This window comes from Chordicoccus furentiruminis, assembly GCF_019355395.1.
In the GTDB taxonomy this organism is placed as follows: Bacteria; Bacillota; Clostridia; order Lachnospirales; family Lachnospiraceae; genus Chordicoccus; species Chordicoccus furentiruminis.
Window position 1 is genome coordinate 1,405,114 of sequence record NZ_CP048829.1, and the last position, 20,781, is coordinate 1,425,894.

Here is a 20,781-nt window from a genome sequence, read left to right on the forward strand (position 1 = left end):
CACACGGATATGATTTTCACGATTGAAGAAGCCCGCGACATTTTACGCATAGACGGCAGCGACAACGACGCAATCATTATTCCGCTTGTGTCTGCTATTCCGCCATACCTTGAAGCAACGACAGGTTACACCCCCGCCGACGGCAGCTTTTCACCCGTTGCGCGGACGGTGGGGCAATTCCTGTTGCAGCTATGGTATTACGGCGAGAATGCGGACACGGACAAGCTACAGCGCGTTATAGACTGCCTTTTGAAAGCGTTATCAGCGGAGCGCGGCACGGCATGACACAGCAAGAATTCTATCATTCAAGGGCATGGAAACGGCTTTCACGGGCGTTCCTGCTGTCAAGGAACTATATATGCGAGCGTTGCGGCAAGCCCGCTGAAATCGCCCATCATAGAACCTACCTGACGGCGGAAAACCTGCTTGACCCGGATGTTTCCTTGAACCCCGCCAACCTTGAAGCCCTTTGCCGTGACTGTCACAACGCGGAACATTTTGGACAGGGCGGCGCGACGGCGGCGGGGCTTGCCTTTGATGATAACGGAAATTTAGTGAAAGCGAGGTAAACGGCTATGAATGACAGCTACAGCACAGAATTAAAGCAGGAAATCAAGTTCCTGTCCGATGAACTGGCGTTCCTGCAAGCGCAGATAAACACGGCGCGGAACGACAGCAACACGGCGGAATATACAAAACTAATGCGCACTTACCTGACGGTACAGAAACAGTATTTGAAGCTTTGCGCAGAACTGGAAAGCCTGACGGAAACAGAGGTTGACGAACTGGCGGCATTTAACGGAGCGTGAAAGCATGAACTATATCACGGAATATAACTGCAAACTACAAAGCGGCGAAATCACGGCATCCCGGCGCGTAAAGGCGGTATATAGCCGCCTTGCGTCTGCCTGCCTTGACACGTCCGGGCAATATGTCTTTGACGAACAGCGGGCAAGCCGTCCTATCGCCTTTATAGAGCGTTTCTGCAAGCATTCTAAAGGCGAATGGGCGGGCAAGGGTATTTCCCTTGAACTGTTCCAAAAAGCCTATATACAAGCCCTGTACGGCTTTATAGACCGTGAAACTGGGTGCAGACAGTACAGGGAAAGCTTTTTCCTTGTGGGGCGTAAAAACGGCAAATCAACGCTTTTAGCGGGGCTTGCTCTGTATATGCTGACAAGCGACGGCGAGGGCGGCGCAGAGGTTTACAGCACGGCGACAAAATACGCGCAAGCCCGCCTGTTGTTCGATGAAGCCCACAACATGATAAAGCAATCCCCGGCATTGTCAAAGCATTTCCGCAAGCGCAAGAGCGATTTATACTATGAACCCACAATGTCAAAGTTTCAGCCCCTTGCCCGCAATTCTGACACGCTGGACGGCTTGAACGCAAGCTTTGTTATCATGGACGAATTGCACGGCGTAAAAGACAGGAACCTTTATGAAGTCATGCGGCAGTCACAGAGCGCACGGCGGCAGCCGCTTATGATTATGATAACGACCGCCGGAACCGTCCGGGAATGTATTTTTGATGATATGTACACCTATGCGGCAAGCGTGGCGGACGGGGCTATAGCTGACCCGCATTTCCTGCCTATCCTTTATGAACTGGACGACCGCAGCGAATGGACGGATAAAACGGCATGGGCGAAAGCTAACCCGGCGTTAGGCAGTATAAAGAAGCTGGACGACCTGACCGCGAAAGTGGAGCGGGCAAAGCAGAACCGCAACGAACTTTCCGGCGTTCTCTGCAAGGAATTCAACGTGCGGGAAACCGTCAAAACGGCGTGGCTTTCCTTTGACGACATCAATAACGAAACGTTATTCAGTTTAGAGGATTTCCGGGGCGCGTACTGTATCGGCGGCGTTGACCTGTCCATTACAACCGACCTGACCGCCGCAAGCCTGCTATTTATGAAGCGCGGCGACGATAAAAAGTATATCTGTCAAATGTACTGGCTACCCGCCGACAGGCTGGCGGAGCGTGTACAGCAAGACAAAATTCCTTATGACAAATGGTTTGACCGGGGCTTGTTACGGCTATGCGATGGGAACAGCATTAACTATTCCGATGTTACAGCGTGGTTTGTGGAAACCGTGAAGCAATACGACCTGTTCCCGGCATGGGTATATTACGACAGCTATTCCGCCAGGTACTTTGTCGAGGAAATGCAAATGCAGGGCTTTAACATGGTTCGCTGCATACAGGGCGCAAAAACGCTTTCCCTGCCTATGCAGATGTTAGGGGCGGACTTGCAGGCGCACAAAGTCATATACAATAATAATCCCGTTCTGAAATGGTGCTTGACGAACACGGGCATTCAGACGGACAGGAACGGCAATATAGTTCCCATCAAGAACCAATCGCCAAAACAGCGCATTGACGGCACGGCGGCCTTGCTTGACTGCTATGTGGGGCTATATGAGCATTTGGGCGAATATACTACAGCAATATAAGGGGGAACCGCTATGAAGCTGAAAGACAAGCGTATAGAGATACAGGAAAGCCGTTATACAACGGACAAATACGGCAACCATAAAAAGGAACTTGTCACGATTGCGACCGTGTGGGCGTATTTTCGGCAGCTTTCCGCAAATGAGATATACCGGGTAACGACGCAGACGGAAGAAAAGGTTTTGTTCCAAATCGGCTATAGAAACGACATAACCACGGCGAACACGATTGTTTACCGGGGCAAGACCTACAACATTACCCGGATAGATGTATTTGAGGGCTACAAAAGTGACCTTGTGCTGTACTGCAAGACGGAATAAAGCAAGGGCGGAGCATTTGTTCCCCCCTCACAGGGGTAACAAGTGATTCCTGGGATACCCCGGCAGGTCATCGTGTTTACGATGCCTGCCGGGGCTTCTCTGTGTCCTGGGTTTGTAGGGATTCCGGTGCTTCCAGTGCTTCTTCCACATCCTGCTGACCGCTGCCGACATAGCCAATGCCGTTGTAGTAGATCTCCACGGTCTGGGGAGCGTGTTTAGACCACTTTACCTCTTTCTCGTGAACCACGATCTTCTCAATGAACAGCCGCAGCAACTCCGGCGTCAGTTCCGTGATATCCGTGTACCGCTTCGCCTTATCAAGGAAGCTGTCCGTCCCGCTCACCGTTTCCCGCAGGCACTGGATCTCACTCTCTTTCTGTGGAATACCGGCTGTGATGCAGCTCTGTTCTTCCGTGTAGCTGCCGGAGAGCATTTGGAACTGCTCCGTGGTGATACGGCCCAGCACGCTATCCTCATACAGCTTCTTGAAGATGGTGTCCAATTCCATTTTCCGCTTCCGCATGGCGGCCAGTTCTTTCTCCTGCCTGCGGATCTCCCGCTGAAGCTCGGCGGACTGCTTGCTGCCAATGTAGGCGGCGAACTTTTCCGGATGTTCCCGTGCCATGGCCGTTACTCTCCGTAAGTCCTCCAGCACCACTTCATCTAGAACGCACTCTCGAATATAGTGGCCCGTACAGGCTTCTCCATCCTTCTTGTAGGTGCGGCAGGTAAAGTGATTATAGCTGGCGGACATGGTATGCGCCCGGTGCAGCACCATGTTGGAGCCGCAGTCGGAACAGAACACAAGGCCGGAGTACTTGTTCTGCTCATCCATATTGGTTCTTCGGCGCTTGCTCTTTCGTACCCGCTGTACAATGTCCCAAACTTCTTGTGTAACGAGAGCGGAATGGGTGTTCTCAAAGACCAGACATTCCTCCCGTGAATGCTCTGCTCTACGCTTGTCCTTGTAGGACTTCGTGCTGTACTTCATGTTGACGGTGTTGCCCAGATAGATTTCGTTCTCCAGCATATCCGCCACAGTATCCCCAGACCAGTGATATGGGCGTTGTGTATCCAGCCCCACGTGCGTGATGCCGTACTTGCTGTAGGCGTACATGGTAGGCGTCAGGATATGCTCTTTCTTGAGAATGCGGGCAATTTGGCTGGGGCCGCTGCCGCCGGCGCACATAGCAAAGATCCTGCGGACGATGGCTGCCGCCTCCTCATCCACGATTAGTTTTTTCGTGTCCGGGTCCTTTCGGTAGCCATAGGGCGCTCTGGTCCCCAGCCGTTCGCCCCGTTCCGCTTTGGCCTTCAGAACCGCACGGATCTTCCGGCTGGTGTCCCGAATAAACCACTCATTGAACAAATTTTTGAACGGCATGAGGTCATTGCTCTCGCTGCTGTCGGTGTCCACATTGTCATTGATGGCGATGTAGCGGACGCCGAACATGGGGAATCGTTCCTCGATGTAGAGTCCCGTGTGGAGCTGATTTCTACCGAGGCGGCTGAGATCCTTGGTCACGATGATCCCAATCTCGCCGTTTTCCATGTCTGAGATCATCTGCTGGAACGCCGGTCTTTGGAAGTTTCCTCCCGAAAAACCGTCATCCACATAAAAGCAGGGGCTGGGGAAATGGTGATCTTCCGCGAACTTCCGTAAGATAGATTTTTGATTCTGGATCGAGTTGGAATCGCCCTCTATCCCATCGTCCTGGCTGAGACGGCAGTAAAGAGCGGTTTTCCTGATTTGGTTTGACTGATTCATACAGTCCTCCTTTTCTTTGTCAAACCGTTCAGAGCATTGCGACACCACAATACCCCGAACGGTCTGAAATGTCCAGCACTTTATGCGCACAGCTTTCCCTGCCGGAAATCCAGTTCCGCCAGGGCTTTCAGTTTGTCCTCCACGGTTTCGCTGCCATGCCGGGGAAACACGGAGATGACCCGAATCTCCCGCCCGCAGGCTGTCTGCGTCCGCTCCACGGTGATATGCTCCTTATCGATGGTGATATTGGCTTTTTGCTCCATAGGCTCTCCTTGTGTTATTTGGATCGAGTTTGCCCACACGCCGCCTGTGGGGGCCTCTGCCGGAGGGGACGGGCAGGGCGCTGCCCGGTGCGGAAGAACGCCGCACGGTGCGGCACAGGGCGAACGGGCGGGTGTTTACTGCCCGTCCTTGTGGCTCAGATCATGGTATGCGTTTATGTGGTAGGCCTGTTCGAGAATGTGTTCCAGCAGGAAACGGATTCTGTCCGCCGCCTCCCGGTCCAGTTCCTTTGCGCGGGGATTCCGCAGAATCTGGCGGATATTGGAGTCGATCTTGTTGACTTCCTCGTGAAGCCGAAACCTGATCCGGCTGGGTCTTTCCACGATCTCGCTCTCTGCAATGAGCTTGCGGAAATAGGTGGTGACCGGCAGGCGGGTCAGTTCCCGATAGCGTTCCAGCCTTTGAAATTGTTCCTCTGTCATCCGGACAGAGATGCTTTTGCTGTTGTCCCGCAGTTTCCCTCTGGGAAGCGGCTTTTTGCGCTTACGGCGCATGGGTGAATCCCTCCTTCCTGACCTCGTATGCTGCCTGGGCAATGTCCTTCAGACAGTCGAGTGCTTGCTGGAGCCCCTCTGCCGTGCCATATCCGCTGTTGAAGGCACGAGCCACGGTGTTGATCTCCCGCCCCTTCTGATTGAGCAGGCAGAGAAAGTCCGACATGATGCCGTTCCGACTGATGATGGGACGATTGCCGGCGAGCTGCTCCATAAGCCATGCGTTGGCAGACAGCCCTGCCGCCCTGCTTCGTTCCATGAGCCGGTTGTATTCTTTGGCACTCATGCGGACGCAGGTCCGATGTGTCTGTTTGTTCATAAACCACCTCCAGACCGCTTCCGGCAATGTTGCCGAGAGCGGTTTTCTGTTTTTTCAGATACCCCCTCACTACCCCTCCCGAAAAAACAGCATGGTGAATAACAAAAAATCCAAAAATTTTGCAAAAAAATTGAAATCCAGGGTGTGCAATAGACACCCTCGCCGTCCAATCAAGGGTGTCTTATTGACACCCAAAGCGAAAAAATCGGCAGACAGACCCTTATAAAGTCTATCTGCCGATGGTAACATACCACAAATCTAAGAAGGAGGCTCGGAACATGATGTATGCTGTTTTATCATTGGGGCTGGCGCTGCTGGGCGGGATCGTCCGTCTGGCACAGGTGCTACGGTTGTCTGCGCCGCTGCTGTACGGTGCACTGGTAATCACGGTATTCCGCCCGTGGTATCTGGCCCATACCGCTCTGGCGGACGGCATTTTCCTTGTGCTGGTGGGTCTTGCGGCGCTGTCATGGGTGGTGACGCTGATTCGAGCGGTGCGGGAGACGATCTGGTAAAGTAAGGGTTGGCAAGATTGCCAACCCTTACTTTCAGACAACCTTGTCAAAAAGTCTGACCGGGTTCGGTGAATTCACCGAACCCGGTTTTCAGCGTCTACCGCTTTTGACAATGTTGTCTGAAGCGCTTTAGGGCAGTCCGCTGTGATCGGGTTCGGCCATATTGCCGAACCCGATTTTTACACTCACTTTCCGGCAATGCTGCCGAGAAGTTCCCGCCCGCGGGCGGCATGGGGGACTGGGGTTTACCCCAGCAAGCAGTATTTTGACATCAAAATGCGATGCTTGCAGCCCTCGCCACCTGGGGGCGGCGAGGGCTTGCCCTACCACCAGCGCGGCTTTTTCAAGCGGTAAATTGATTAGAATAATGGATACTGACATGTCCGTTATCTGCCCAAAGAAAAAGCCCAATGCGTATTAATGTACGCATTGGGCATCTCATCGTTCCTATTCCTTGCACATTATAAGCATTAATGCCGAAAGCAGGGGGTTATGTACTGACACCCTGTTCTGATCTTTAACCTCGCATTTGCAGGATTTTATCCGGACAGGGTGTCTGTGTTGACACCCTGTCCTTACCACTTCCGGTCAGTTGCTTGAGCCTATTGCGACTCCCACCGTGCCGTTCTCTCCAATCCGGTTCCTGACAGGCAACCCTGCTCGGCGCTGTGTCGTATGGCTTCCCTTGGCCCGCTCCCTCAAGCTGAAATCATGGCAGGCTTTCCCGAAAAAGTATCGGATTGGACGGTCATTCACTTTTACCCCAGACACGAAACATGCCTGGGGTACAGCGAAAAGCCTATAAATGATATCCAATCTCTTTCGAGAAAGCCTATAAAGTGAGAGACAGTATTATACAATAACTTCCAATTAAGTTGCTGTGTTGCCAGTGTAACTCTGGCAAGAAGCCTTGTCAAGGGGGAATTTAGAGCAATTCTCAAAATAAACAACAACCAGTGTAATAAACCAAATGAAGGATAGCCTGACCGTTTATTCAAATCTCTCTGTTCGTCCAATATTTTTGAGCCGCAACGACAGAGCATAGGACGATTACAACGCTGATTAGCAGGAACAAAACAGAAAATCCGTCCCTTGCTACCGCATAAACATCAAAATACTTTAAGGGGGTCAAATAGTACAGAGCCGGAGATTCCCAATAGTCAGCGATTACATAAAGCCCATAAAACCCCAGCAGCATTCCTGCCCCTAAACGGGCGGCGTTTTTAAAGGTTTTGACAAGGCTGGAAATCAGAAGCCCTATGGCGAACAGCACCACCTCTGTCAAAAACATTCCGATTGTCGTTGTCACAGCCGCTCCCGGCTGCTCCAGCCCTCCCAAGGGCAGAATCGCGGTAACATAGCCACACAGTCCGCTGAATGCCGTGAGGATCAGCAGGTTACACACACCGGCCAGCGTTTTTGCGGCAACGATTTTGCTCCGCCTGATCGGTTTTGTAAACAAGTATTCCGTCGTTCCATATACGGTTTCTTTTGCCACACAAGAAACTCCGAGGTAGATTGCATAGCAGTTATTTAATATGGCAACCCAAAAATAAATACAGCCATACCAGCCCAGGGCAGAGGTCAATTCTTCTCCCACGCCAAACATGATCGTCAGGATTTTGGGAAAGGTGTTGATTAGTTCAGCCAGCTCACCCAAAGTCTCCCGCAGAGACAGATATTCAAAATAGGCAAATCCGCACAGGAGCAGAACAACTCCCATCCAGATTAACAGAAGTGTTCTTGATAAACGCATTTCCTTTTTTATCAAGGCTTTCATTTTTTCACCCCCTATACCGCAATGTCCCGTTTTAGTGACCCTTTATATGAAAAAAGGAAGAAAGCTATTACCAGAATCAAATACCAGATCAGATAACTCCATTCATAAAATCCCGTTTCGTGGATCGTTGACGGATTAAAAAAGGAGAACGGAGACAGAAAACTGATCGGGGCGTTTCCGATCGTTCTGGAAAAAGCAGTAATGCAGTATGCCACAAATACACTTAACCCCGCGGTCAACAGCGGAAGCCGGTTGTTTGGCCTGAGCGTTCCCCAAAACAGCCCTAGCGCACCGAAAAACAGCGTAATCAAGGAAAAAGAGATTGCCAATAGAAGGAACTCCGCCAATGGAAAACCCGACTGAAACAGGGCCAGCGTTAAAAATGAGGCAAGCAAATAGGCGATCCCCACGATGCCGATTCCAATGAGCAGGCATCCTGTTTTGCCCCAATAAATCCTTTTTCGTCCGCATGGTTTCGTAAACAAATATTCTGCGGTATGCTCCGTACATTCTTTTGTTTGCAGTGCCAGGCCGAGGTGCATCCCGAAAATTCCGCCAGCAATCATAAAAAACGCATTCAGGAAAGAGTACATCCCCAAAGGCTCCATCAATAGAGCAAGGGAGACCCCCACCGTCTCAAAAAATCCACCCTGCGTAAAATTTTCCGATAAGGTTTCCGGCGTATCAATCATGCCGTAATAAACCGGCGTCATACAAAAGATACAGACCGCCAGCGCCACAGCCCAAATCAGAATGTATTTTCGATTCCGTTTCCACTCATATCGAAAGACAACCATATCCTGGCCCCTCCTATTCATAATAGTGGAGGAATATTTCTTCCAAGGACGGCTCCTCAATCAGAATATCCTCCAGTTCCAACTGACAGAGTTTGTTCATGATCGTCATCGCGTTTCCGTTGAAGATAAAAGAGGCGGAGCGGTGTTCCTGTTTCAGATCCGCCACGCCGGGGAGTGCAAAGAAATCCTTGGCGATGGCCTCTTTCGTGGATGCGGATATTCTTTTGTAGCCGTTCTCCCGCAGTTCTTTCATGGACTGGAGCCCGATCAGTTTCCCTTCACGGAGAATTGCCACCCGGTCACACAGCTTTTGAACTTCGCTCAGCACATGGGAAGAGAGGAAAATCGTTGTGCCATGTTCATTCTCTTCCTGCAAAATCTGATTGAAGGTCTGCTGCACAAGCGGGTCAAGGCCGTTGGTCGGCTCATCCATAATCAACAGTTTTGGCGATGGGAGCAGGGCAGACACGATACCGACCTTCTTTTTATTGCCCAGGGACAGATCGCCGATCCTGCGGGATAAATCCAGGTTCAACCGCTCCGCCAGTTCCTCCATTCGACTGCGGCCATCCACGCCGTACAGATCCGCGGTGTATTGCAGCATCTCCCGGACTTTCAGATTGTTATAATAGCAATTCTCACTGGGGAGGTACCCCACATTCTTTGCGATCTCCGCAGCATACTGGCCGCAGTCCAATCCGAAGATGGACGCCTTGCCGCCGGTTGGTTTCAACAGCCCCATTAACGTGCGGATCGTGGTAGACTTTCCGGCTCCGTTGGGGCCGATGAAGCCGAAGATTTCTCCCTGGGCGACAGAAAAACTGATATTCTCAATTCCCCGGTGGGTTCCGTAACTTTTGGTCAGTCCGTCTAACACAATTACCGGTTCATTCATTGCAGATATTCCTCCTTATAAAAATTTCGTTTCAGCATCTTCAAAATGCTATCCAGCTCAGACATGATGCCGTCATAGTCGATTCCGTTTTCACAGCGGGATACCATCCCATCCCCCAATAGCAGCAGCATTTGGAAGACCAGCGCCGCGTCCTCAGAATGCTTAAACTTGATACGATCCTCCTCATGCAGGACCAATACCTCCGTAAATTGCCTTCCCTCTGTTATCGCGGAGCCCAACGCATCTTTCAAATCCGAAGCGTTCTCCGTTGCGGCGCTGGTGATGAATGCCGCAACATAGGGATGTTTTTCGCCGATTGTAAAATGAAGTTGGACATCCGAATAAAATAAGATCCATGGCAGGATCTTTGGTAGAATGTAAGTCACCACAACCAACTTTCTACAGGAGAATCGCCACCATGGACCACTCTCATTCTACCATAGCTTCCCATATAAAAGGCAAACATCTTTCGTATGAGGAACGAGTTCTTATTCAGATTCGTCTTAAAGATCACTACTCCATCCGGGCAATTGCCCGTGAGATCGGCTGCTCACCGAGCACTGTCGCGAATGAAATAGCACGTGGCTCAGTTGCCTTGTATAACGGCCACGTGACCCGTTATAAAGCGTCTGCTGGTCAGAAAGCCTATGAGGACAACCGGAAGAACAGTTGCCGGCATTATGACTTCCTGAGCAGATCAGCTTTTCTGGAGTATGTGTTCAAACACTTTACAGAAGATAGCTGGTCATTGGACGCCTGTGCCGGACGCGCTGTTCTCGATGGTGAATTTACCAGAGAGCAGATCGTCTGCACAAAAACGCTTTACCGTTATGTTGATCTTGGCCTCTTTGGCATCCGGAACCATAGCCTTCCTGAAAAGCTGAAGCGTAAGTCCAGGAAACATAGATCTCGGATCAACAAGAAAAAGCTGGGCCGCAGCATTGAGGAACGTCCCAGAGAAATCGAATCCCGTGAGGAATTCGGGCACTGGGAATGTGACCTCGTATTGGGCGCCAAGACCCGGGATGACCAGGCCCTGCTCACTCTTGCTGAACGCAAAAGCCGTGAGCTCCTGATGCTTCCTATTGCAGACAAGACATCAGCGTGTGTCATGAAGGCAATCAAACAACTTCAGAAGACTTACAGCGAACACTTCGGCGAAGTGTTCAAAACGATCACGACCGATAACGGTTCGGAATTCGCCGACCTTTCAGAACTTGAGAAGATGGCTGATACACTTGTCTACTATGCCCATCCCTACACATCCTGCGATAAGGGAACCGTAGAGCGGCATAACGGCCTGATCAGAAGGTTCATACCAAAGGGTAAGCGGATTGATGACTTTACCGGCCAGCAGATCTCCGATGTGGAGACCTGGTGCAACTGCCTCCCACGGAAGGTCCTGGGTTACAGAACCCCGGATGAAATCTTCGAGGAGGAAATCGACCGAATCTACCAGGCTACTGCCTAGCAGAGGGTGTCCAACTTGTTATTGCAATTTAGGTAGGGATGTTTTTTCAAATTTTCCACTTTCATCACGCTGGCTGCCCACACCCGGTCGAAGAAGTCCGTGTGGTCATCCAAAATGTCAAGACGGTACGCATGCCTCATCTGTGTCACGCAGTATTGGAACAGGTATTCATAAAGGGCCTGTTTATTGCCGAAATACTGAAACATGGACGCCTTGGAAATGCCTGCCGCTGACGCGATGTCGTTGATAGACGCTTTTTCGTATCCGTGTTTCGCAAAACAGGCGAGGGCCGCATTGCGGATCGTTGTCTGCTTTTCCTCCGAGAGTGCTAAAAATTTTTCCATGGCAGCCTCCTTCGCCGGCCTGATGCCGGTCTTTGCAAAGAAATAACCGAATCGGTCAAGATCGTCATCATAGCACGAATAACCGAATCGGTCAATAGCTAATTTAAAAATAACCGCAAGTCATTTAATGGCTTGCGGTTATTTCATCTGTCCCGTACCGGTAGTGCCCCTCGGGTCACTCCATCTCCCTATGAAATGGAGCACTTTCGTCGGCCCCGTTTTCTTCGCCGCATGGATTCTACGAGGCTGTCCAGTTCTTCGTTGACCAGCACCTTGAAGGAGTGTCTCTTGAAAGTGTGAAGCTATGTAATTGGCAGCAATGCAGATTTCTTTTTCGGTTACTCATTGGTCACAGCTCCAGCTTTTCGCATCAGAGCAAATACTTCACGGCGAAATCCCATCAAAAGCAGCACTGCCATATCGGAAATTATGCTTGACAATTTGGCAAGAACAATGTATAATACAACCATAGCCTTGTACAAGGCGCTAAAGGAGGAAATACCATGAGCCGTGAATTAGGGAGACGAATAGCCGACTTACTTCGGAGCAAAGGAGTGCAGCAAAAGGAGTTGGCCGAGCGTATTGGTCTAACCGAAGCCACTATGTCAAGGTATATCTCTGGAGAAAGAGATCCGAAACCAGAAGTGATTGCAAACATTGCTACAGCACTTCATACCACCTCGGATTACCTGCTGGGGATTGAACCGGATGAATTTGATTTTCCGCGGGTACAACGCATGATTGCTCGCAATGCATCAGCGCTTACAGATCAGGAAAAAAAGGAACTCATCAGCGCACTGTTTGGGGAGGAATAAGCGGATTGAAGATTCAGTTAAGTAGTTCCCATCGGACTGAGCCTAAGATTAGACTGTCTAACGAAAGGTATGAGGAAATCAAACAGACTGTGGTTAAAATGTTTGAAGCATATGACGTTTTCTGCGTACCAATTAGTGGATTCGAAATTGCCAATAAGATGAGAGTAAAGGTAATTCCATATTCTGCCTATCCTGCAAGGACTCGCTATCTGATGGAAAAATATAGCATAGATGGTTTTTCTGTACTGCGGGACACGGGAGAATGGTACATTTTCTATAATGATGATGAACGTGATTATGGGCGAATCAACAACACTATCATGCATGAAGTTGCTCATATCGTGTTAGATCACACCGAAGATAGTGAATTAGCAGAAGCAGAGGTGCGCTTTTTTGCAAAATATGCGCTTGCTCCTCCCGCACTAATCCACAAACTAAAACTGGAAACCGCAGAGAGTATAGCCGATGTTTTCAAAATCAGCTTTGAAGCCGCAGGCTACGCACTCTCATACTACCAAAAATGGCTAAACTACGGGGGCTGTGACTACAAGGACTATGAAATCCGTATGCTGAGGTTATTCAATATTGCTGTTTAAGGAGGTGGTCACCTTGGATGTTAAATGAAAACGCATTGAAAAGCTGTTTGCGGCAGCAATCCAATGCGTTTCGGAGTCAAATCTGCTGTGCAAATTCAACCCTATATCAAGGTAAGCATAGCAGATTCCCAGTCAAAATGCAATGGGTAATTTTACAAAATCGCCTATTGACAATCTGTTGCCCTACCGGGGCGGAAAGGAACTGTTATGAAACATTATTACATCAACAACAATCAGACCCGCAATCCTGGATTTCATCACGAGGTCCACACAGAGGAACACGCCGAGCAGCTCCAGATTAGCAGCAAGACATATCTTGGCTACTTCTCCAGCGAGGTTGAGGCGGTTCAGAAAGGAAAGGAATACTATAGCGATGCAGATGGCTGCGCTATCTGCTGTCCCAAAGCGCATAGGGGGTAATAAATATGGCAAGAGGAACTCACCATGTTGTCCATAATAGCAAGGGCGGCTGGGATGTAAAACGCGGCGGCGCACAGCGTTCCAGTGGACATTATGAAACTAAAGCAGCCGCAGTTAAGGCTGGTAGAGCCATCAGCAAAAACCAGAAGACGGAATTTCTTATCCATGGAAAAGATGGACGCATTCAGACGTCCGATAGTCACGGTGGTGATCCGTGTCCACCAAAAGGGTAATCACACGGAAGAGGCACAGTCTGACGGCTGTGCCTCTTCTATTTCCAGTTTACTGCTGAAAGAGAAGCAGCCATTACAAGCGTGATGGCTGCTTTTCGTGTTAAAGCGAATACTTTACGGTGAAATCGTCTCTGATAAAGCCGGTGTTCGTCCAATGCCCGTTTGGCAGAGGAAGGCGAGTTTGGACCCATGTTCGCCGCCCTGGAGGGACCTCTTAGTGGCGATCTGATCGCCTTATTTGGCTTTTACGACTAGGGCGGTGGTCAGAGAGTACAGGATTGGTGCGCCCGCTACGACAACGCCAGGGCCAACCTTCTGGATGGGAATGGCCTGATTGTCAATGAAGTGCCGGACGTAGCGGTCGAAGAAGCCTGCAAAAAGCTAGGCAGGAGACTGGAAGCATGGAAAGACCTATTTGACGGATGCCGGCTTTCTTATGGAAAAGGACCTGCTTCGATGTCTGGAGACCCTTCGGGAGCGACTCCCGGCAATGGGGCTTGACCTGACGGATGAGGAATCTCAAGACCTGATCCACACCATCGTGGTAAACCTGCCGGAACACAGCCGGAACAAGCTGACAGGACGGGCGGAGTGGCATTCCGGGCCGTAGTGGAAATGAGGATGAATGATGACATATGAACCTGCTGGTACAGCGGGCTTTGACTGGTTTTGCCGCCGGGGTCATGGTGGCAGCATTCGTGTGGAGTCTGCTGGTCCCCACCATGGAACAGACGGCAGATATGGGCCAGTGGGCATTTTCCCCGCAGTTGCGGGGTTTTGGCTGGGAGTCTTATTCCTGCTGGTGCTGGCCGTCACTCTCCACAATATCCCGGAGGGCATGGCGGTGGGCGTGGTGCTGGCGAGATGGATGGCCGAAAACAGCGGCATCACCACCGCCGGAGCCTTGGCCCTGTCCCTGGGCATCGACATCCAGAACTTCCCGGAGAGAACCATTATGGAGAGAACCATTATGGAGAGAACCATTATCTCTATGCCCCTTCGGACGAAGGGCATAGGAAAGGCCAAAGCGTTTTTGTACGACGTTCTCTCCGGCGTAGTAGGACCCATCGCCGCCGTGCTTGACCATCTGGGTGGCGGGGCTGATCCCGCCCACTTTGCCCTATCTTCTCAGCTTCGCGGCGGGGGCCATGCCTTATGTGGTGGTGGAGGAATTGATTCCAGAGGCTTTTACACTCCAGCTTGGGTACACTGTTCTTCGCCTTGGGTTTTGCCGTTATGCTGGCGCTGGATGTGGCGTTGAGATAGAGTGGTCCACCCAAATTTGCACAAACGATGACCGATAAAAGTCAAAAATACGGCAGTCTCCTTCAACTGCCGCATTTTTGCGTACTCTGAACGTTTTTTGGTTGTTGTCCTTGTGTGGGGTAGCCCTTAAAGCCCCGCCTATTGTTTTTTTCCTCATCAGTAAATCAAAATAGAAGCATCTGAATAACCGTGCTCAGTTAATTTTAGCTGTACAGTGAACTTATTGTTTACAGTCGCATTGAACTGATTCTTATAAGAAACCGTTCCTTTAATTGTATATATACCGGTGGAAGATGTATACGTGACCGTGGAATTCTTGTAAGAGCTAACTTTTACATTACTATAGTGATATAGTTCATTTTTTACAACATCTGTTGCACAATTCCAGGCATCCTGTAAATTTTTATCAGAAGGTTTGCCATCCGATTTATTTCCACCAGAGGAAAAATCCACTCCATTCTTGTGAACCAACTCCCCGTTGACATAAGTATCGACCTGTTCATAAGATGATTCATTTCTGTCTGTAACTCTAAACCCACTACTTGTTTTGAAACGTGAGTCTCCAAAAATATCCAGAGTATTTTCGATAGCATATGCAACAAGTGATTTTTCAATATAGTTCAAATCATTCCGTGCATCACATGAAAAAACAACACGGAAACGATAATCAGCGGTATATGTGTGCTTAGCTTTTTCGATATTAGTTATTTCGTATTGTATGTTGCTTATTTCATATTCCTCAGCATCGTGACTGTTATATACTTTCTTCAAATTGTCGTCTATTACAGCACTAACTTCATTAAAAATCTCTTTTTCATTCTTATGAGATGTGTATAGGTTAAAAGCGATTACAACCCCAATCACAACCACTAATGCAATCAAGACAATAGTAGCTTTTTTCTTCATTATCAACTACCCCTTTATTTGTTGTCAAAAACCATTTGCTTATCACAGTACCTATTTACGCTACGAACTTTGTTATCTAACATATTTACAAGAAGTTGTCCCCGTTCTGCAATCTGTTTAACTTGCTCAAAATCATATGGAATCTTAGCAAGGTTATGAATTAGTATGTCCCTATCACGCTTCCATATTTCAATGTCATCTATCAAATCTAAAGTGATTCTTTTTCGTATATAAGGGTTCGAAAATGCAGAATGGCTTTTTAGTTTGTTCAGTTTTGCGGAAAGCTTTAATTCCCATCCTCTACTATCCACATATTTGACGCCCGAGTGTTTGAGAGCTGAAAGACATCGGTCTTCCATAATAGCGTATTCAATGAAAATAGCCTCATAATAAAAGCCGGATTTCATTGATTTGCTTAAATCAGCTTTCATCTTTTTATATGTCTCATACTTTTCTGTATTTTTACTGTCACTCATCATTGAGAACCTCATTCCTCACGTCTGTAGGAGTTGTTATAACTGTATCAGCTCTCAGCGTGATATTGCAAGGCATAACAACTCATATTCTATTCTACCACAACCCCGCCTGTTTCTCAATAGGCAATCCGTGAATATTTCCGAATATCTTTTAGTATCTGTTTGTAGATTTAAGCGACAAACAAGCGACAAAACGGTATAGCAAAACGGCTAAAACCCTTGATTTATAAGGATTCCCGCCGTTTTTAATATTCTCTTCATCGGAGCGCATTGCTACAAGCTTTTTCTTTTTCATACTGTCGGTGATCTGTTCTGCCAGACAGAGAACCGGCGACTCCTTCCCTTTTTGAAAGAGACGTCCGTCTGCCAGCGGGCGTCTTTTTTATTCTGTTCTCCCCGCCATATGCTGTTCCTTCTTCCTTATTCTGCTCTTTCTGCCCTCTGACAGAAAAAACCCGGCCGGCCCGCGCCGTTCTGCCGTCCTGCGGCAGATCCGTACGGGCCGGCCGGGTTTTCATCCCGATCCGTTCAGTCTCCCACTTTTCTCACGATCAGATCGTAGGTTCCGTCCCCGTTGTCGATCAGCTTCAGGATCTGGTGCCCCTCTTCCTTGATCGAACGGGGTACATTCTGCACCGGTTCGCCGTCATGCATGTGAACCGAGAGGACCTGACCCTCGTCCAGTTCCTCCAGCGCCACCTTCGCCTTTACGAAAGTCACCGGGCAGACGACATCAGTGATGTCTACGGTTTCATCGACTGTATAGCTCTCCGCCATTTTATGCTCCTTTTCCGGCCGGACCGCTCCCTTACGGAGCCGTCACGGCTTGTCCTTATGCGTGAAATCCCCGTTGTACGGACGTCCCTCAAAGGCGTCCCAGACCACCTGATTGAATCGCTCCCGGCCGATGCGGTCGATGGTGAACTGCAGCCGGTCGCCGGGCTCGGCGTTGTCGTCGAAGAACTGAACCACATAGTCCGCGATCCGGAACAGCGTCTCGCGGCTGCTGACGAAGGGTAAGAGCTCCGCGCCCCGGTGGATATGATTTCCGAAGAGGCCGCCGAAGGAGAGCAGATACCCTTCTTCCGCCTCGAAGGATCCGGTCGGGCATGCCTTCTCACAGCGTCCGCAGTACGTGCATTTCCCGGAATCGATCGAGATCTTTCCGTCCTTCAGCGTAATCGCGCCTTCCCGGCATGCCTTGACGCAGACGCCGCAGCCGATGCAGGTCTCCTGCTTCCATGTCACCTTCTCCGCGCCCTTGATTCCGAAGTCGTTTTCCTCCGTCTTCAGGCAGTTGTTGCGGCAGCCGGTGACGCCGAACTTGAATTTTCCCGGAAGCTCGCGGGCAAAATACCGCGCATCGATTTCCTGCGCCAGCGCGTAGGTGTCAATGCAGGCGGAAGGACAGGTCCGGTTTCCCTGACAGGCCGTGGTCGTACGGACACGGGGTCCGCAGACCGAAGGGGTCACGCCGCCCTTCGCCAGCGCCTCCTTCACTTCCTCGATGTCCTCCAGCCGGATCCACGGGATCTCGAGTGACTGACGGGCTGTGAGGTGCACATAGCCCTCGCCGTACTTCTTCGCGACCTCCGAGATCACCTTCATCTGCTCATCCGTGAGATGGCCCCCGACGACATGGACCCGGAGCGCGAAGCGGTTCTTCTGCTTCTGTCTCATCCATCCGCCCTTCTTCAGTGCCGCATAATCCGTTGCCATATGCCTTCCTCCTTGTTCGCTCTTAGTGCCGCGGCGCCCGTACCCGGCCGGGGCTGTGCGGGCGGAAACGCTTTCCGCCGCCTCCTTATTCCACAATCTCCAGATCCTCCGCCGTCGAAGTTCCGTCCTCGACATGGAAGGAATGAATCACCGGGTTCGACCGGTCCATCAGGCTGAGAATCAGATAGCTCGCCTTCGGGTTGTAGGAGGCGAGCCGGATATCCTCCTGCGAGCTCCGGCTCGGGCTGGCCGGATGGGAATGCCAGTTGCCCAGAGGACTCATTCCACCGGCCCGCATATCCCGGACCGCCCTGAGCTGGGTCTCCGGCGAGATCGAAAAATGCTCATCCGTATGATCCGTGTTTTCGCAGAGATAAACCTTCCGGATTTCCCGCACGCCGTCTTCCCGGTCGACTCCGGCGATCAGCCCGCAGGCCTCCTCGGGCAGATTTGCCTCCGCGTGAGCAATCATCTTCTCAAGATCCGCTTTTCTGAGTGTCACTTTCATATCTGTCCGTCCCTTTCCGGTCCGCTGTCATTTCTCCGGATTCTTCGGATCCCACGCGCAGACCGCCTGCTCATAGTCAATCAGCTTCGTGATCGTCGGATGATCCGAGCAGACGGCGCAACCCTCGCCGCGGGGAGGCAGCTTCACGGTATGCCACTCCATCTTCAGCCCGTCAAAGGTCATCAGCCGTCCCGTGAGAAGCTGCCCCGCGCCGGTCAGGTATTTGACGGCCTCCAGCGCCTGAAGGCAGCCGATCACGCCGGCCATCGCGCCGATCACACCGGCCTGTTTGCAGGTCGGCACCGCGTCCTTTGGCGGCGGATTTTTGAACACGCAGCGGTAGCAGGGCGATTCGCCGGGCACCACAGTCATCAGCTGGCCGCGGAAGCGGATGATGCCGGCGTGGCAGAAGGGAATCTTCTTCATCACGCAGGCGTCATTGATCAGGAACTTCGCCGGGAAATTGTCGGTCCCGTCCAGCACGAAGTCATAGCCGTCAATGATGTCGAGAATATTTGACGCGGAGATAAATTCCCGGTATGTCTTCACCTCCACGTCCGGATTGATCGCCCTCATCGTCTCCGCCGCCGACTCAACCTTGGGTTTTCCGAGGTCCGCCGTCGTATGGATCACCTGACGCTGCAGATTCGACAGATCGACCGTATCCGCGTCCGCAATGCCGATCCGTCCGACGCCGGCCGCGGCGAGATACATAGCCGCCGGCGCGCCGAGACCGCCGGCCCCGATGATGAGGACGCTGCCCTTCATCAGCTTCTTCTGTCCCTTTACGCCGATCTCCTTCAGAATGATGTGTCTGGAGTACCGCTCCAGCTGTTCGTTCGTAAACGGCATCTCAGCGGCCTCCTCCCATAAAGTACAGGAACTCCACGACATCGCCTTCCTTCAGCGCGGCCGTGCCGAATGTATCGCGCTGCACAAAGGCATCATTGACGGATACTGTGACGTACTGCGGCGTCTCCACGTTCTCCTGCTCAATCAGCTCCTGAATTGTGATGCCGTCCTTCACCTCTTTGCTCTCTCCTGCGACTGTGATTTTCATATGATCCTCCTCTCGTGTCCGCAGCCCCGTCCCTCTATGCCGGAAAGGGTGCGCCGCCTTTATTTATGATGTCAGTGCCTGTGTGAAATCCGCGATCAGATCCTCGCTCTCCTCGATGCCGACGCTGACCCGGACCGTGTCGTCCTCGACGCCGGAGAGGGACCGTTCCTCCTCCGTCCGGTTGCGGTAAAGCGTCGACGCGGGATGCAGCACCAGCGTCCGCACGTCACCGATATTGGACGCGATGACTGCGTATTTCAGCCTCTTCATCGCGTCGAAGGCTCTCTGACGGCTGCCGGTACGGAACGTAAGAATGCCTCCGCCGCGGCCGCCCAGTTCCATCTGACAGAGCCCGTGATACGGGTGATCCGGCAGTGTCGGATAATTGACGCGGATGCCGGGAAGAGCGGCCAGCGCGTGGGCGAGGCGGTCTGCATTTTCCGTGATGCGCTGCATTCTGAGCCCCAGCGTCTCGATGCCGACCACATTCATATAGGCGTTGAACGGGCTGAGGCAGGCGCCGATATTCTCCCAGAGGTCGGTCCGGAGCCGCACCTGATAGGCCAGCGGCCCGTACCGCGCGAAGGGTCGGAGCGCCTCGAACCGCTCAAAATCCCAGGGAAAAGCGCCGCCGTCCACGATGACGCCGCTGATCGAATTGCCTCCTCCGTTGATATACTTCGACGAGGAGTGGACGACGATGTCCGCGCCGAGCGAAAGAGGGCGGACGAGATACGGCGTCGCGGTCGTCGCGTCCACGATCAGCGGAATGCCGTGGTCGTGAGCCAGTTTCGACAGACGCGGAATGTCCATGATGTCCAGCCGGGGGTTGCCGATCAGCTCGCCGTAGACCGCCTTTGTCCTCGGCGTGATCAGCGGTTCGACGGACTCCTCGTCCATCCTCGGCGCAAGCCGGACGGTGATCCCGAACCGCTCCAGGTCACGGAACAGATCGAAGGTGCCACCGTAAAGCCCGGTTCCCGCGACAATCTCGTCCCCTGCGCTCAGAATATTGAGCAGGGCGAGAGATACGGCGGCCATCCCGCTCGCGCAGGCGACGGCCGCGCTGCCACCCTCCAGTTCGCGGATCCTCCGCTCAAAGGCAGATACGGTCGGGTTCCCGATTCTTGTGTAGGCGTAGCCCGGCGCCCGGTGCGCGAAGACCCGCTCCTGCTGCTCCGCGCTGTCATAGCCGAACGCCGTCACCTGGGCGATCGGAGGAAGAACCGCGTGATCCGGATACGTCTCCACCGCCCTGCCGTGCAGTAGTGTTGTTGTGAAATGCATGCCTCTCCCTTTCATTGCGGATGCCGCCGGGGTTCGGACGCCGGCGCGCTCCGCC

The 20,781-nt window shown here is 51.7% G+C and carries 29 protein-coding genes and 1 pseudogene; 12 read left to right on the forward strand and 18 right to left on the reverse strand.

The annotated features are described in order from the left end of the window. The first annotated feature begins 9 nt into the window (after nucleotides 1-9). Genes G4C92_RS06595 through G4C92_RS06615 form a run of 5 tightly spaced genes read left to right on the forward strand, consistent with a single transcriptional unit; the run spans nucleotide 10 to nucleotide 2,775 of the window. Nucleotides 10-285, forward strand: coding sequence for a head-tail connector protein (locus G4C92_RS06595; RefSeq protein ID WP_274941778.1), 276 nt, complete (start codon nucleotides 10-12; stop codon nucleotides 283-285). Continuing rightward, complete coding sequence (locus G4C92_RS06600; RefSeq protein WP_274941779.1) at nucleotides 282-569, forward strand: HNH endonuclease; 288 nt, start codon at nucleotides 282-284, stop codon at nucleotides 567-569. Before G4C92_RS06595 ends, G4C92_RS06600 begins: the two co-directional genes overlap by 4 nt. Nucleotides 570-575: 6 nt before the next feature. After that, nucleotides 576-809 (forward strand): hypothetical protein, encoded by a 234-nt coding sequence (locus tag G4C92_RS06605; protein ID WP_274941780.1) that lies wholly within the window; start codon nucleotides 576-578, stop codon nucleotides 807-809. 4 nt (nucleotides 810-813) lie between these two features. After that, nucleotides 814-2,457, forward strand: a complete 1,644-nt coding sequence (locus G4C92_RS06610; RefSeq protein WP_274941781.1) for a terminase large subunit — start codon at nucleotides 814-816, stop codon at nucleotides 2,455-2,457. 12 nt (nucleotides 2,458-2,469) lie between these two features. Next, entirely contained in the window at nucleotides 2,470-2,775 is a 306-nt protein-coding gene (locus G4C92_RS06615) for a phage head closure protein (protein ID WP_274941782.1), read from the forward strand. 76 nt (nucleotides 2,776-2,851) lie between these two features. On the opposite strand, the gene G4C92_RS06620 is transcribed toward G4C92_RS06615, so the two are convergent. From G4C92_RS06620 to G4C92_RS06635, 4 genes are all read right to left on the reverse strand, one after another. Beyond that, nucleotides 2,852-4,543, reverse strand: a complete 1,692-nt coding sequence (locus G4C92_RS06620; RefSeq protein WP_238043774.1) for a recombinase family protein — start codon at nucleotides 4,541-4,543, stop codon at nucleotides 2,852-2,854. A gap of 80 nt (nucleotides 4,544-4,623) precedes the next feature. Continuing rightward, on the reverse strand, nucleotides 4,624-4,806 hold the full coding sequence (locus G4C92_RS06625; RefSeq protein WP_118625161.1) for a hypothetical protein: 183 nt from the start codon (nucleotides 4,804-4,806) through the stop codon (nucleotides 4,624-4,626). A 135-nt stretch (nucleotides 4,807-4,941) separates the two neighbouring features. Beyond that, entirely contained in the window at nucleotides 4,942-5,247 is a 306-nt protein-coding gene (locus G4C92_RS06630; protein WP_274941783.1) for a hypothetical protein, read from the reverse strand. Nucleotides 5,248-5,308: 61 nt separating this feature from the next. Continuing rightward, complete coding sequence (locus G4C92_RS06635) at nucleotides 5,309-5,638, reverse strand: plasmid mobilization protein (RefSeq protein ID WP_274941784.1); 330 nt, start codon at nucleotides 5,636-5,638, stop codon at nucleotides 5,309-5,311. Between the two features lie 281 nt (nucleotides 5,639-5,919). On the opposite strand from G4C92_RS06635, the gene G4C92_RS06640 reads away from it, so the two are divergent. Continuing rightward, entirely contained in the window at nucleotides 5,920-6,153 is a 234-nt protein-coding gene (locus G4C92_RS06640) for a hypothetical protein (protein ID WP_274941785.1), read from the forward strand. Nucleotides 6,154-7,147: 994 nt separating this feature from the next. Here G4C92_RS06640 and G4C92_RS06645 read toward each other — a convergent pair. The 4 genes from G4C92_RS06645 to G4C92_RS06660 are packed head-to-tail and all read right to left on the reverse strand — an operon-like array spanning nucleotide 7,148 to nucleotide 10,014. After that, nucleotides 7,148-7,933, reverse strand: coding sequence for an ABC transporter permease subunit (locus tag G4C92_RS06645; protein ID WP_274941786.1), 786 nt, complete (start codon nucleotides 7,931-7,933; stop codon nucleotides 7,148-7,150). 11 nt (nucleotides 7,934-7,944) lie between these two features. Then, a complete protein-coding gene (locus tag G4C92_RS06650) occupies nucleotides 7,945-8,730 on the reverse strand; it encodes an ABC transporter permease subunit (RefSeq protein WP_274941787.1) in 786 nt (261 codons plus the stop codon). Nucleotides 8,731-8,743: 13 nt separating this feature from the next. Then, nucleotides 8,744-9,625, reverse strand: coding sequence for an ABC transporter ATP-binding protein (locus G4C92_RS06655; protein ID WP_274941788.1), 882 nt, complete (start codon nucleotides 9,623-9,625; stop codon nucleotides 8,744-8,746). Then, the gene (locus tag G4C92_RS06660; protein ID WP_274941789.1) at nucleotides 9,622-10,014 is read right to left on the reverse strand and encodes a hypothetical protein; all 393 of its coding nucleotides are present in this window, start codon (nucleotides 10,012-10,014) and stop codon (nucleotides 9,622-9,624) included. The genes G4C92_RS06655 and G4C92_RS06660 overlap by 4 nt, the downstream gene beginning before the upstream one ends. 29 nt (nucleotides 10,015-10,043) lie before the next feature. On the opposite strand from G4C92_RS06660, the gene G4C92_RS06665 reads away from it, so the two are divergent. After that, nucleotides 10,044-11,096, forward strand: coding sequence for an IS30 family transposase (locus G4C92_RS06665; RefSeq protein WP_274941790.1), 1,053 nt, complete (start codon nucleotides 10,044-10,046; stop codon nucleotides 11,094-11,096). Here the strand turns inward: G4C92_RS06665 and G4C92_RS06670 are convergent. Continuing rightward, entirely contained in the window at nucleotides 11,093-11,440 is a 348-nt protein-coding gene (locus G4C92_RS06670; protein WP_274941791.1) for a TetR/AcrR family transcriptional regulator, read from the reverse strand. The genes G4C92_RS06665 and G4C92_RS06670 overlap by 4 nt on opposite strands. 503 nt (nucleotides 11,441-11,943) lie before the next feature. Between G4C92_RS06670 and G4C92_RS06675 the strand changes: the two genes are divergently transcribed. The 5 genes and pseudogenes from G4C92_RS06675 to G4C92_RS06695 form a co-directional block, all read left to right on the forward strand. Then, on the forward strand, nucleotides 11,944-12,255 hold the full coding sequence (locus tag G4C92_RS06675) for a helix-turn-helix domain-containing protein (protein ID WP_274941792.1): 312 nt from the start codon (nucleotides 11,944-11,946) through the stop codon (nucleotides 12,253-12,255). A gap of 5 nt (nucleotides 12,256-12,260) precedes the next feature. Beyond that, nucleotides 12,261-12,851 (forward strand): ImmA/IrrE family metallo-endopeptidase, encoded by a 591-nt coding sequence (locus tag G4C92_RS06680; protein ID WP_274941793.1) that lies wholly within the window; start codon nucleotides 12,261-12,263, stop codon nucleotides 12,849-12,851. A gap of 207 nt (nucleotides 12,852-13,058) precedes the next feature. Further along, on the forward strand, nucleotides 13,059-13,271 hold the full coding sequence (locus G4C92_RS06685) for a hypothetical protein (RefSeq protein ID WP_274941794.1): 213 nt from the start codon (nucleotides 13,059-13,061) through the stop codon (nucleotides 13,269-13,271). 5 nt (nucleotides 13,272-13,276) lie between these two features. Further along, nucleotides 13,277-13,504: a DUF2188 domain-containing protein gene (locus tag G4C92_RS06690; RefSeq protein ID WP_274941795.1), complete on the forward strand. Its 228-nt coding sequence runs from the start codon at nucleotides 13,277-13,279 to the stop codon at nucleotides 13,502-13,504. Nucleotides 13,505-14,148: 644 nt separating this feature from the next. After that, nucleotides 14,149-14,770: pseudogene (locus G4C92_RS06695) on the forward strand (ZIP family metal transporter); the annotation flags it as partial. Between the two features lie 156 nt (nucleotides 14,771-14,926). Here the strand turns inward: G4C92_RS06695 and G4C92_RS06700 are convergent. The 9 genes from G4C92_RS06700 to G4C92_RS06740 all read right to left on the reverse strand — a co-directional run bounded on the left by G4C92_RS06700 (nucleotide 14,927) and on the right by G4C92_RS06740 (nucleotide 20,726). After that, nucleotides 14,927-15,676 (reverse strand): hypothetical protein, encoded by a 750-nt coding sequence (locus G4C92_RS06700; protein ID WP_274941796.1) that lies wholly within the window; start codon nucleotides 15,674-15,676, stop codon nucleotides 14,927-14,929. Nucleotides 15,677-15,690: 14 nt separating this feature from the next. Then, entirely contained in the window at nucleotides 15,691-16,152 is a 462-nt protein-coding gene (locus G4C92_RS06705; RefSeq protein WP_274941797.1) for a hypothetical protein, read from the reverse strand. A 151-nt stretch (nucleotides 16,153-16,303) separates the two neighbouring features. Beyond that, a complete protein-coding gene (locus tag G4C92_RS06710; RefSeq protein WP_274941798.1) occupies nucleotides 16,304-16,447 on the reverse strand; it encodes a hypothetical protein in 144 nt (47 codons plus the stop codon). Between the two features lie 233 nt (nucleotides 16,448-16,680). Continuing rightward, the gene (locus tag G4C92_RS06715) at nucleotides 16,681-16,929 is read right to left on the reverse strand and encodes a sulfurtransferase TusA family protein (RefSeq protein WP_274941799.1); all 249 of its coding nucleotides are present in this window, start codon (nucleotides 16,927-16,929) and stop codon (nucleotides 16,681-16,683) included. A gap of 42 nt (nucleotides 16,930-16,971) precedes the next feature. Next, nucleotides 16,972-17,871 carry a 4Fe-4S binding protein gene (locus G4C92_RS06720; RefSeq protein WP_274941800.1) on the reverse strand — a complete coding sequence of 300 codons (900 nt, stop codon included), beginning with the start codon at nucleotides 17,869-17,871 and terminating at the stop codon, nucleotides 16,972-16,974. Nucleotides 17,872-17,956: 85 nt separating this feature from the next. Next, on the reverse strand, nucleotides 17,957-18,379 hold the full coding sequence (locus tag G4C92_RS06725; RefSeq protein ID WP_274941801.1) for a M67 family metallopeptidase: 423 nt from the start codon (nucleotides 18,377-18,379) through the stop codon (nucleotides 17,957-17,959). 27 nt (nucleotides 18,380-18,406) lie between these two features. After that, nucleotides 18,407-19,231 carry a HesA/MoeB/ThiF family protein gene (locus tag G4C92_RS06730; RefSeq protein WP_274941802.1) on the reverse strand — a complete coding sequence of 275 codons (825 nt, stop codon included), beginning with the start codon at nucleotides 19,229-19,231 and terminating at the stop codon, nucleotides 18,407-18,409. A gap of 1 nt (nucleotide 19,232) precedes the next feature. Next, nucleotides 19,233-19,439: a sulfur carrier protein ThiS gene (thiS, locus tag G4C92_RS06735; protein WP_274941803.1), complete on the reverse strand. Its 207-nt coding sequence runs from the start codon at nucleotides 19,437-19,439 to the stop codon at nucleotides 19,233-19,235. 63 nt (nucleotides 19,440-19,502) lie between these two features. Continuing rightward, nucleotides 19,503-20,726, reverse strand: coding sequence for an O-acetylhomoserine aminocarboxypropyltransferase/cysteine synthase family protein (locus G4C92_RS06740; protein WP_274941804.1), 1,224 nt, complete (start codon nucleotides 20,724-20,726; stop codon nucleotides 19,503-19,505). Between the last annotated feature and the right edge of the window lie 55 nt (nucleotides 20,727-20,781).

Coding starts and splice junctions, on each gene's coding strand:
- G4C92_RS06595 (WP_274941778.1), top strand. CDS start 10: ATGATTTTCACGATTGAAGAAGCCCGCGACATTTTACGCATAGACGGC.
- G4C92_RS06600 (WP_274941779.1), top strand. CDS start 282: ATGACACAGCAAGAATTCTATCATTCAAGGGCATGGAAACGGCTTTCA.
- G4C92_RS06605 (WP_274941780.1), top strand. CDS start 576: ATGAATGACAGCTACAGCACAGAATTAAAGCAGGAAATCAAGTTCCTG.
- G4C92_RS06610 (WP_274941781.1), top strand. CDS start 814: ATGAACTATATCACGGAATATAACTGCAAACTACAAAGCGGCGAAATC.
- G4C92_RS06615 (WP_274941782.1), top strand. CDS start 2,470: ATGAAGCTGAAAGACAAGCGTATAGAGATACAGGAAAGCCGTTATACA.
- G4C92_RS06620 (WP_238043774.1), bottom strand. CDS start 4,543: ATGAATCAGTCAAACCAAATCAGGAAAACCGCTCTTTACTGCCGTCTC.
- G4C92_RS06625 (WP_118625161.1), bottom strand. CDS start 4,806: ATGGAGCAAAAAGCCAATATCACCATCGATAAGGAGCATATCACCGTG.
- G4C92_RS06630 (WP_274941783.1), bottom strand. CDS start 5,247: ATGACAGAGGAACAATTTCAAAGGCTGGAACGCTATCGGGAACTGACC.
- G4C92_RS06635 (WP_274941784.1), bottom strand. CDS start 5,638: ATGAACAAACAGACACATCGGACCTGCGTCCGCATGAGTGCCAAAGAA.
- G4C92_RS06640 (WP_274941785.1), top strand. CDS start 5,920: ATGTATGCTGTTTTATCATTGGGGCTGGCGCTGCTGGGCGGGATCGTC.
- G4C92_RS06645 (WP_274941786.1), bottom strand. CDS start 7,933: ATGAAAGCCTTGATAAAAAAGGAAATGCGTTTATCAAGAACACTTCTG.
- G4C92_RS06650 (WP_274941787.1), bottom strand. CDS start 8,730: ATGGTTGTCTTTCGATATGAGTGGAAACGGAATCGAAAATACATTCTG.
- G4C92_RS06655 (WP_274941788.1), bottom strand. CDS start 9,625: ATGAATGAACCGGTAATTGTGTTAGACGGACTGACCAAAAGTTACGGA.
- G4C92_RS06665 (WP_274941790.1), top strand. CDS start 10,044: ATGGACCACTCTCATTCTACCATAGCTTCCCATATAAAAGGCAAACAT.
- G4C92_RS06670 (WP_274941791.1), bottom strand. CDS start 11,440: ATGGAAAAATTTTTAGCACTCTCGGAGGAAAAGCAGACAACGATCCGC.
- G4C92_RS06675 (WP_274941792.1), top strand. CDS start 11,944: ATGAGCCGTGAATTAGGGAGACGAATAGCCGACTTACTTCGGAGCAAA.
- G4C92_RS06685 (WP_274941794.1), top strand. CDS start 13,059: ATGAAACATTATTACATCAACAACAATCAGACCCGCAATCCTGGATTT.
- G4C92_RS06690 (WP_274941795.1), top strand. CDS start 13,277: ATGGCAAGAGGAACTCACCATGTTGTCCATAATAGCAAGGGCGGCTGG.
- G4C92_RS06700 (WP_274941796.1), bottom strand. CDS start 15,676: ATGAAGAAAAAAGCTACTATTGTCTTGATTGCATTAGTGGTTGTGATT.
- G4C92_RS06705 (WP_274941797.1), bottom strand. CDS start 16,152: ATGAGTGACAGTAAAAATACAGAAAAGTATGAGACATATAAAAAGATG.
- G4C92_RS06710 (WP_274941798.1), bottom strand. CDS start 16,447: ATGAAAAAGAAAAAGCTTGTAGCAATGCGCTCCGATGAAGAGAATATT.
- G4C92_RS06715 (WP_274941799.1), bottom strand. CDS start 16,929: ATGGCGGAGAGCTATACAGTCGATGAAACCGTAGACATCACTGATGTC.
- G4C92_RS06720 (WP_274941800.1), bottom strand. CDS start 17,871: ATGGCAACGGATTATGCGGCACTGAAGAAGGGCGGATGGATGAGACAG.
- G4C92_RS06725 (WP_274941801.1), bottom strand. CDS start 18,379: ATGAAAGTGACACTCAGAAAAGCGGATCTTGAGAAGATGATTGCTCAC.
- G4C92_RS06730 (WP_274941802.1), bottom strand. CDS start 19,231: ATGCCGTTTACGAACGAACAGCTGGAGCGGTACTCCAGACACATCATT.
- thiS (WP_274941803.1), bottom strand. CDS start 19,439: ATGAAAATCACAGTCGCAGGAGAGAGCAAAGAGGTGAAGGACGGCATC.
- G4C92_RS06740 (WP_274941804.1), bottom strand. CDS start 20,726: ATGCATTTCACAACAACACTACTGCACGGCAGGGCGGTGGAGACGTAT.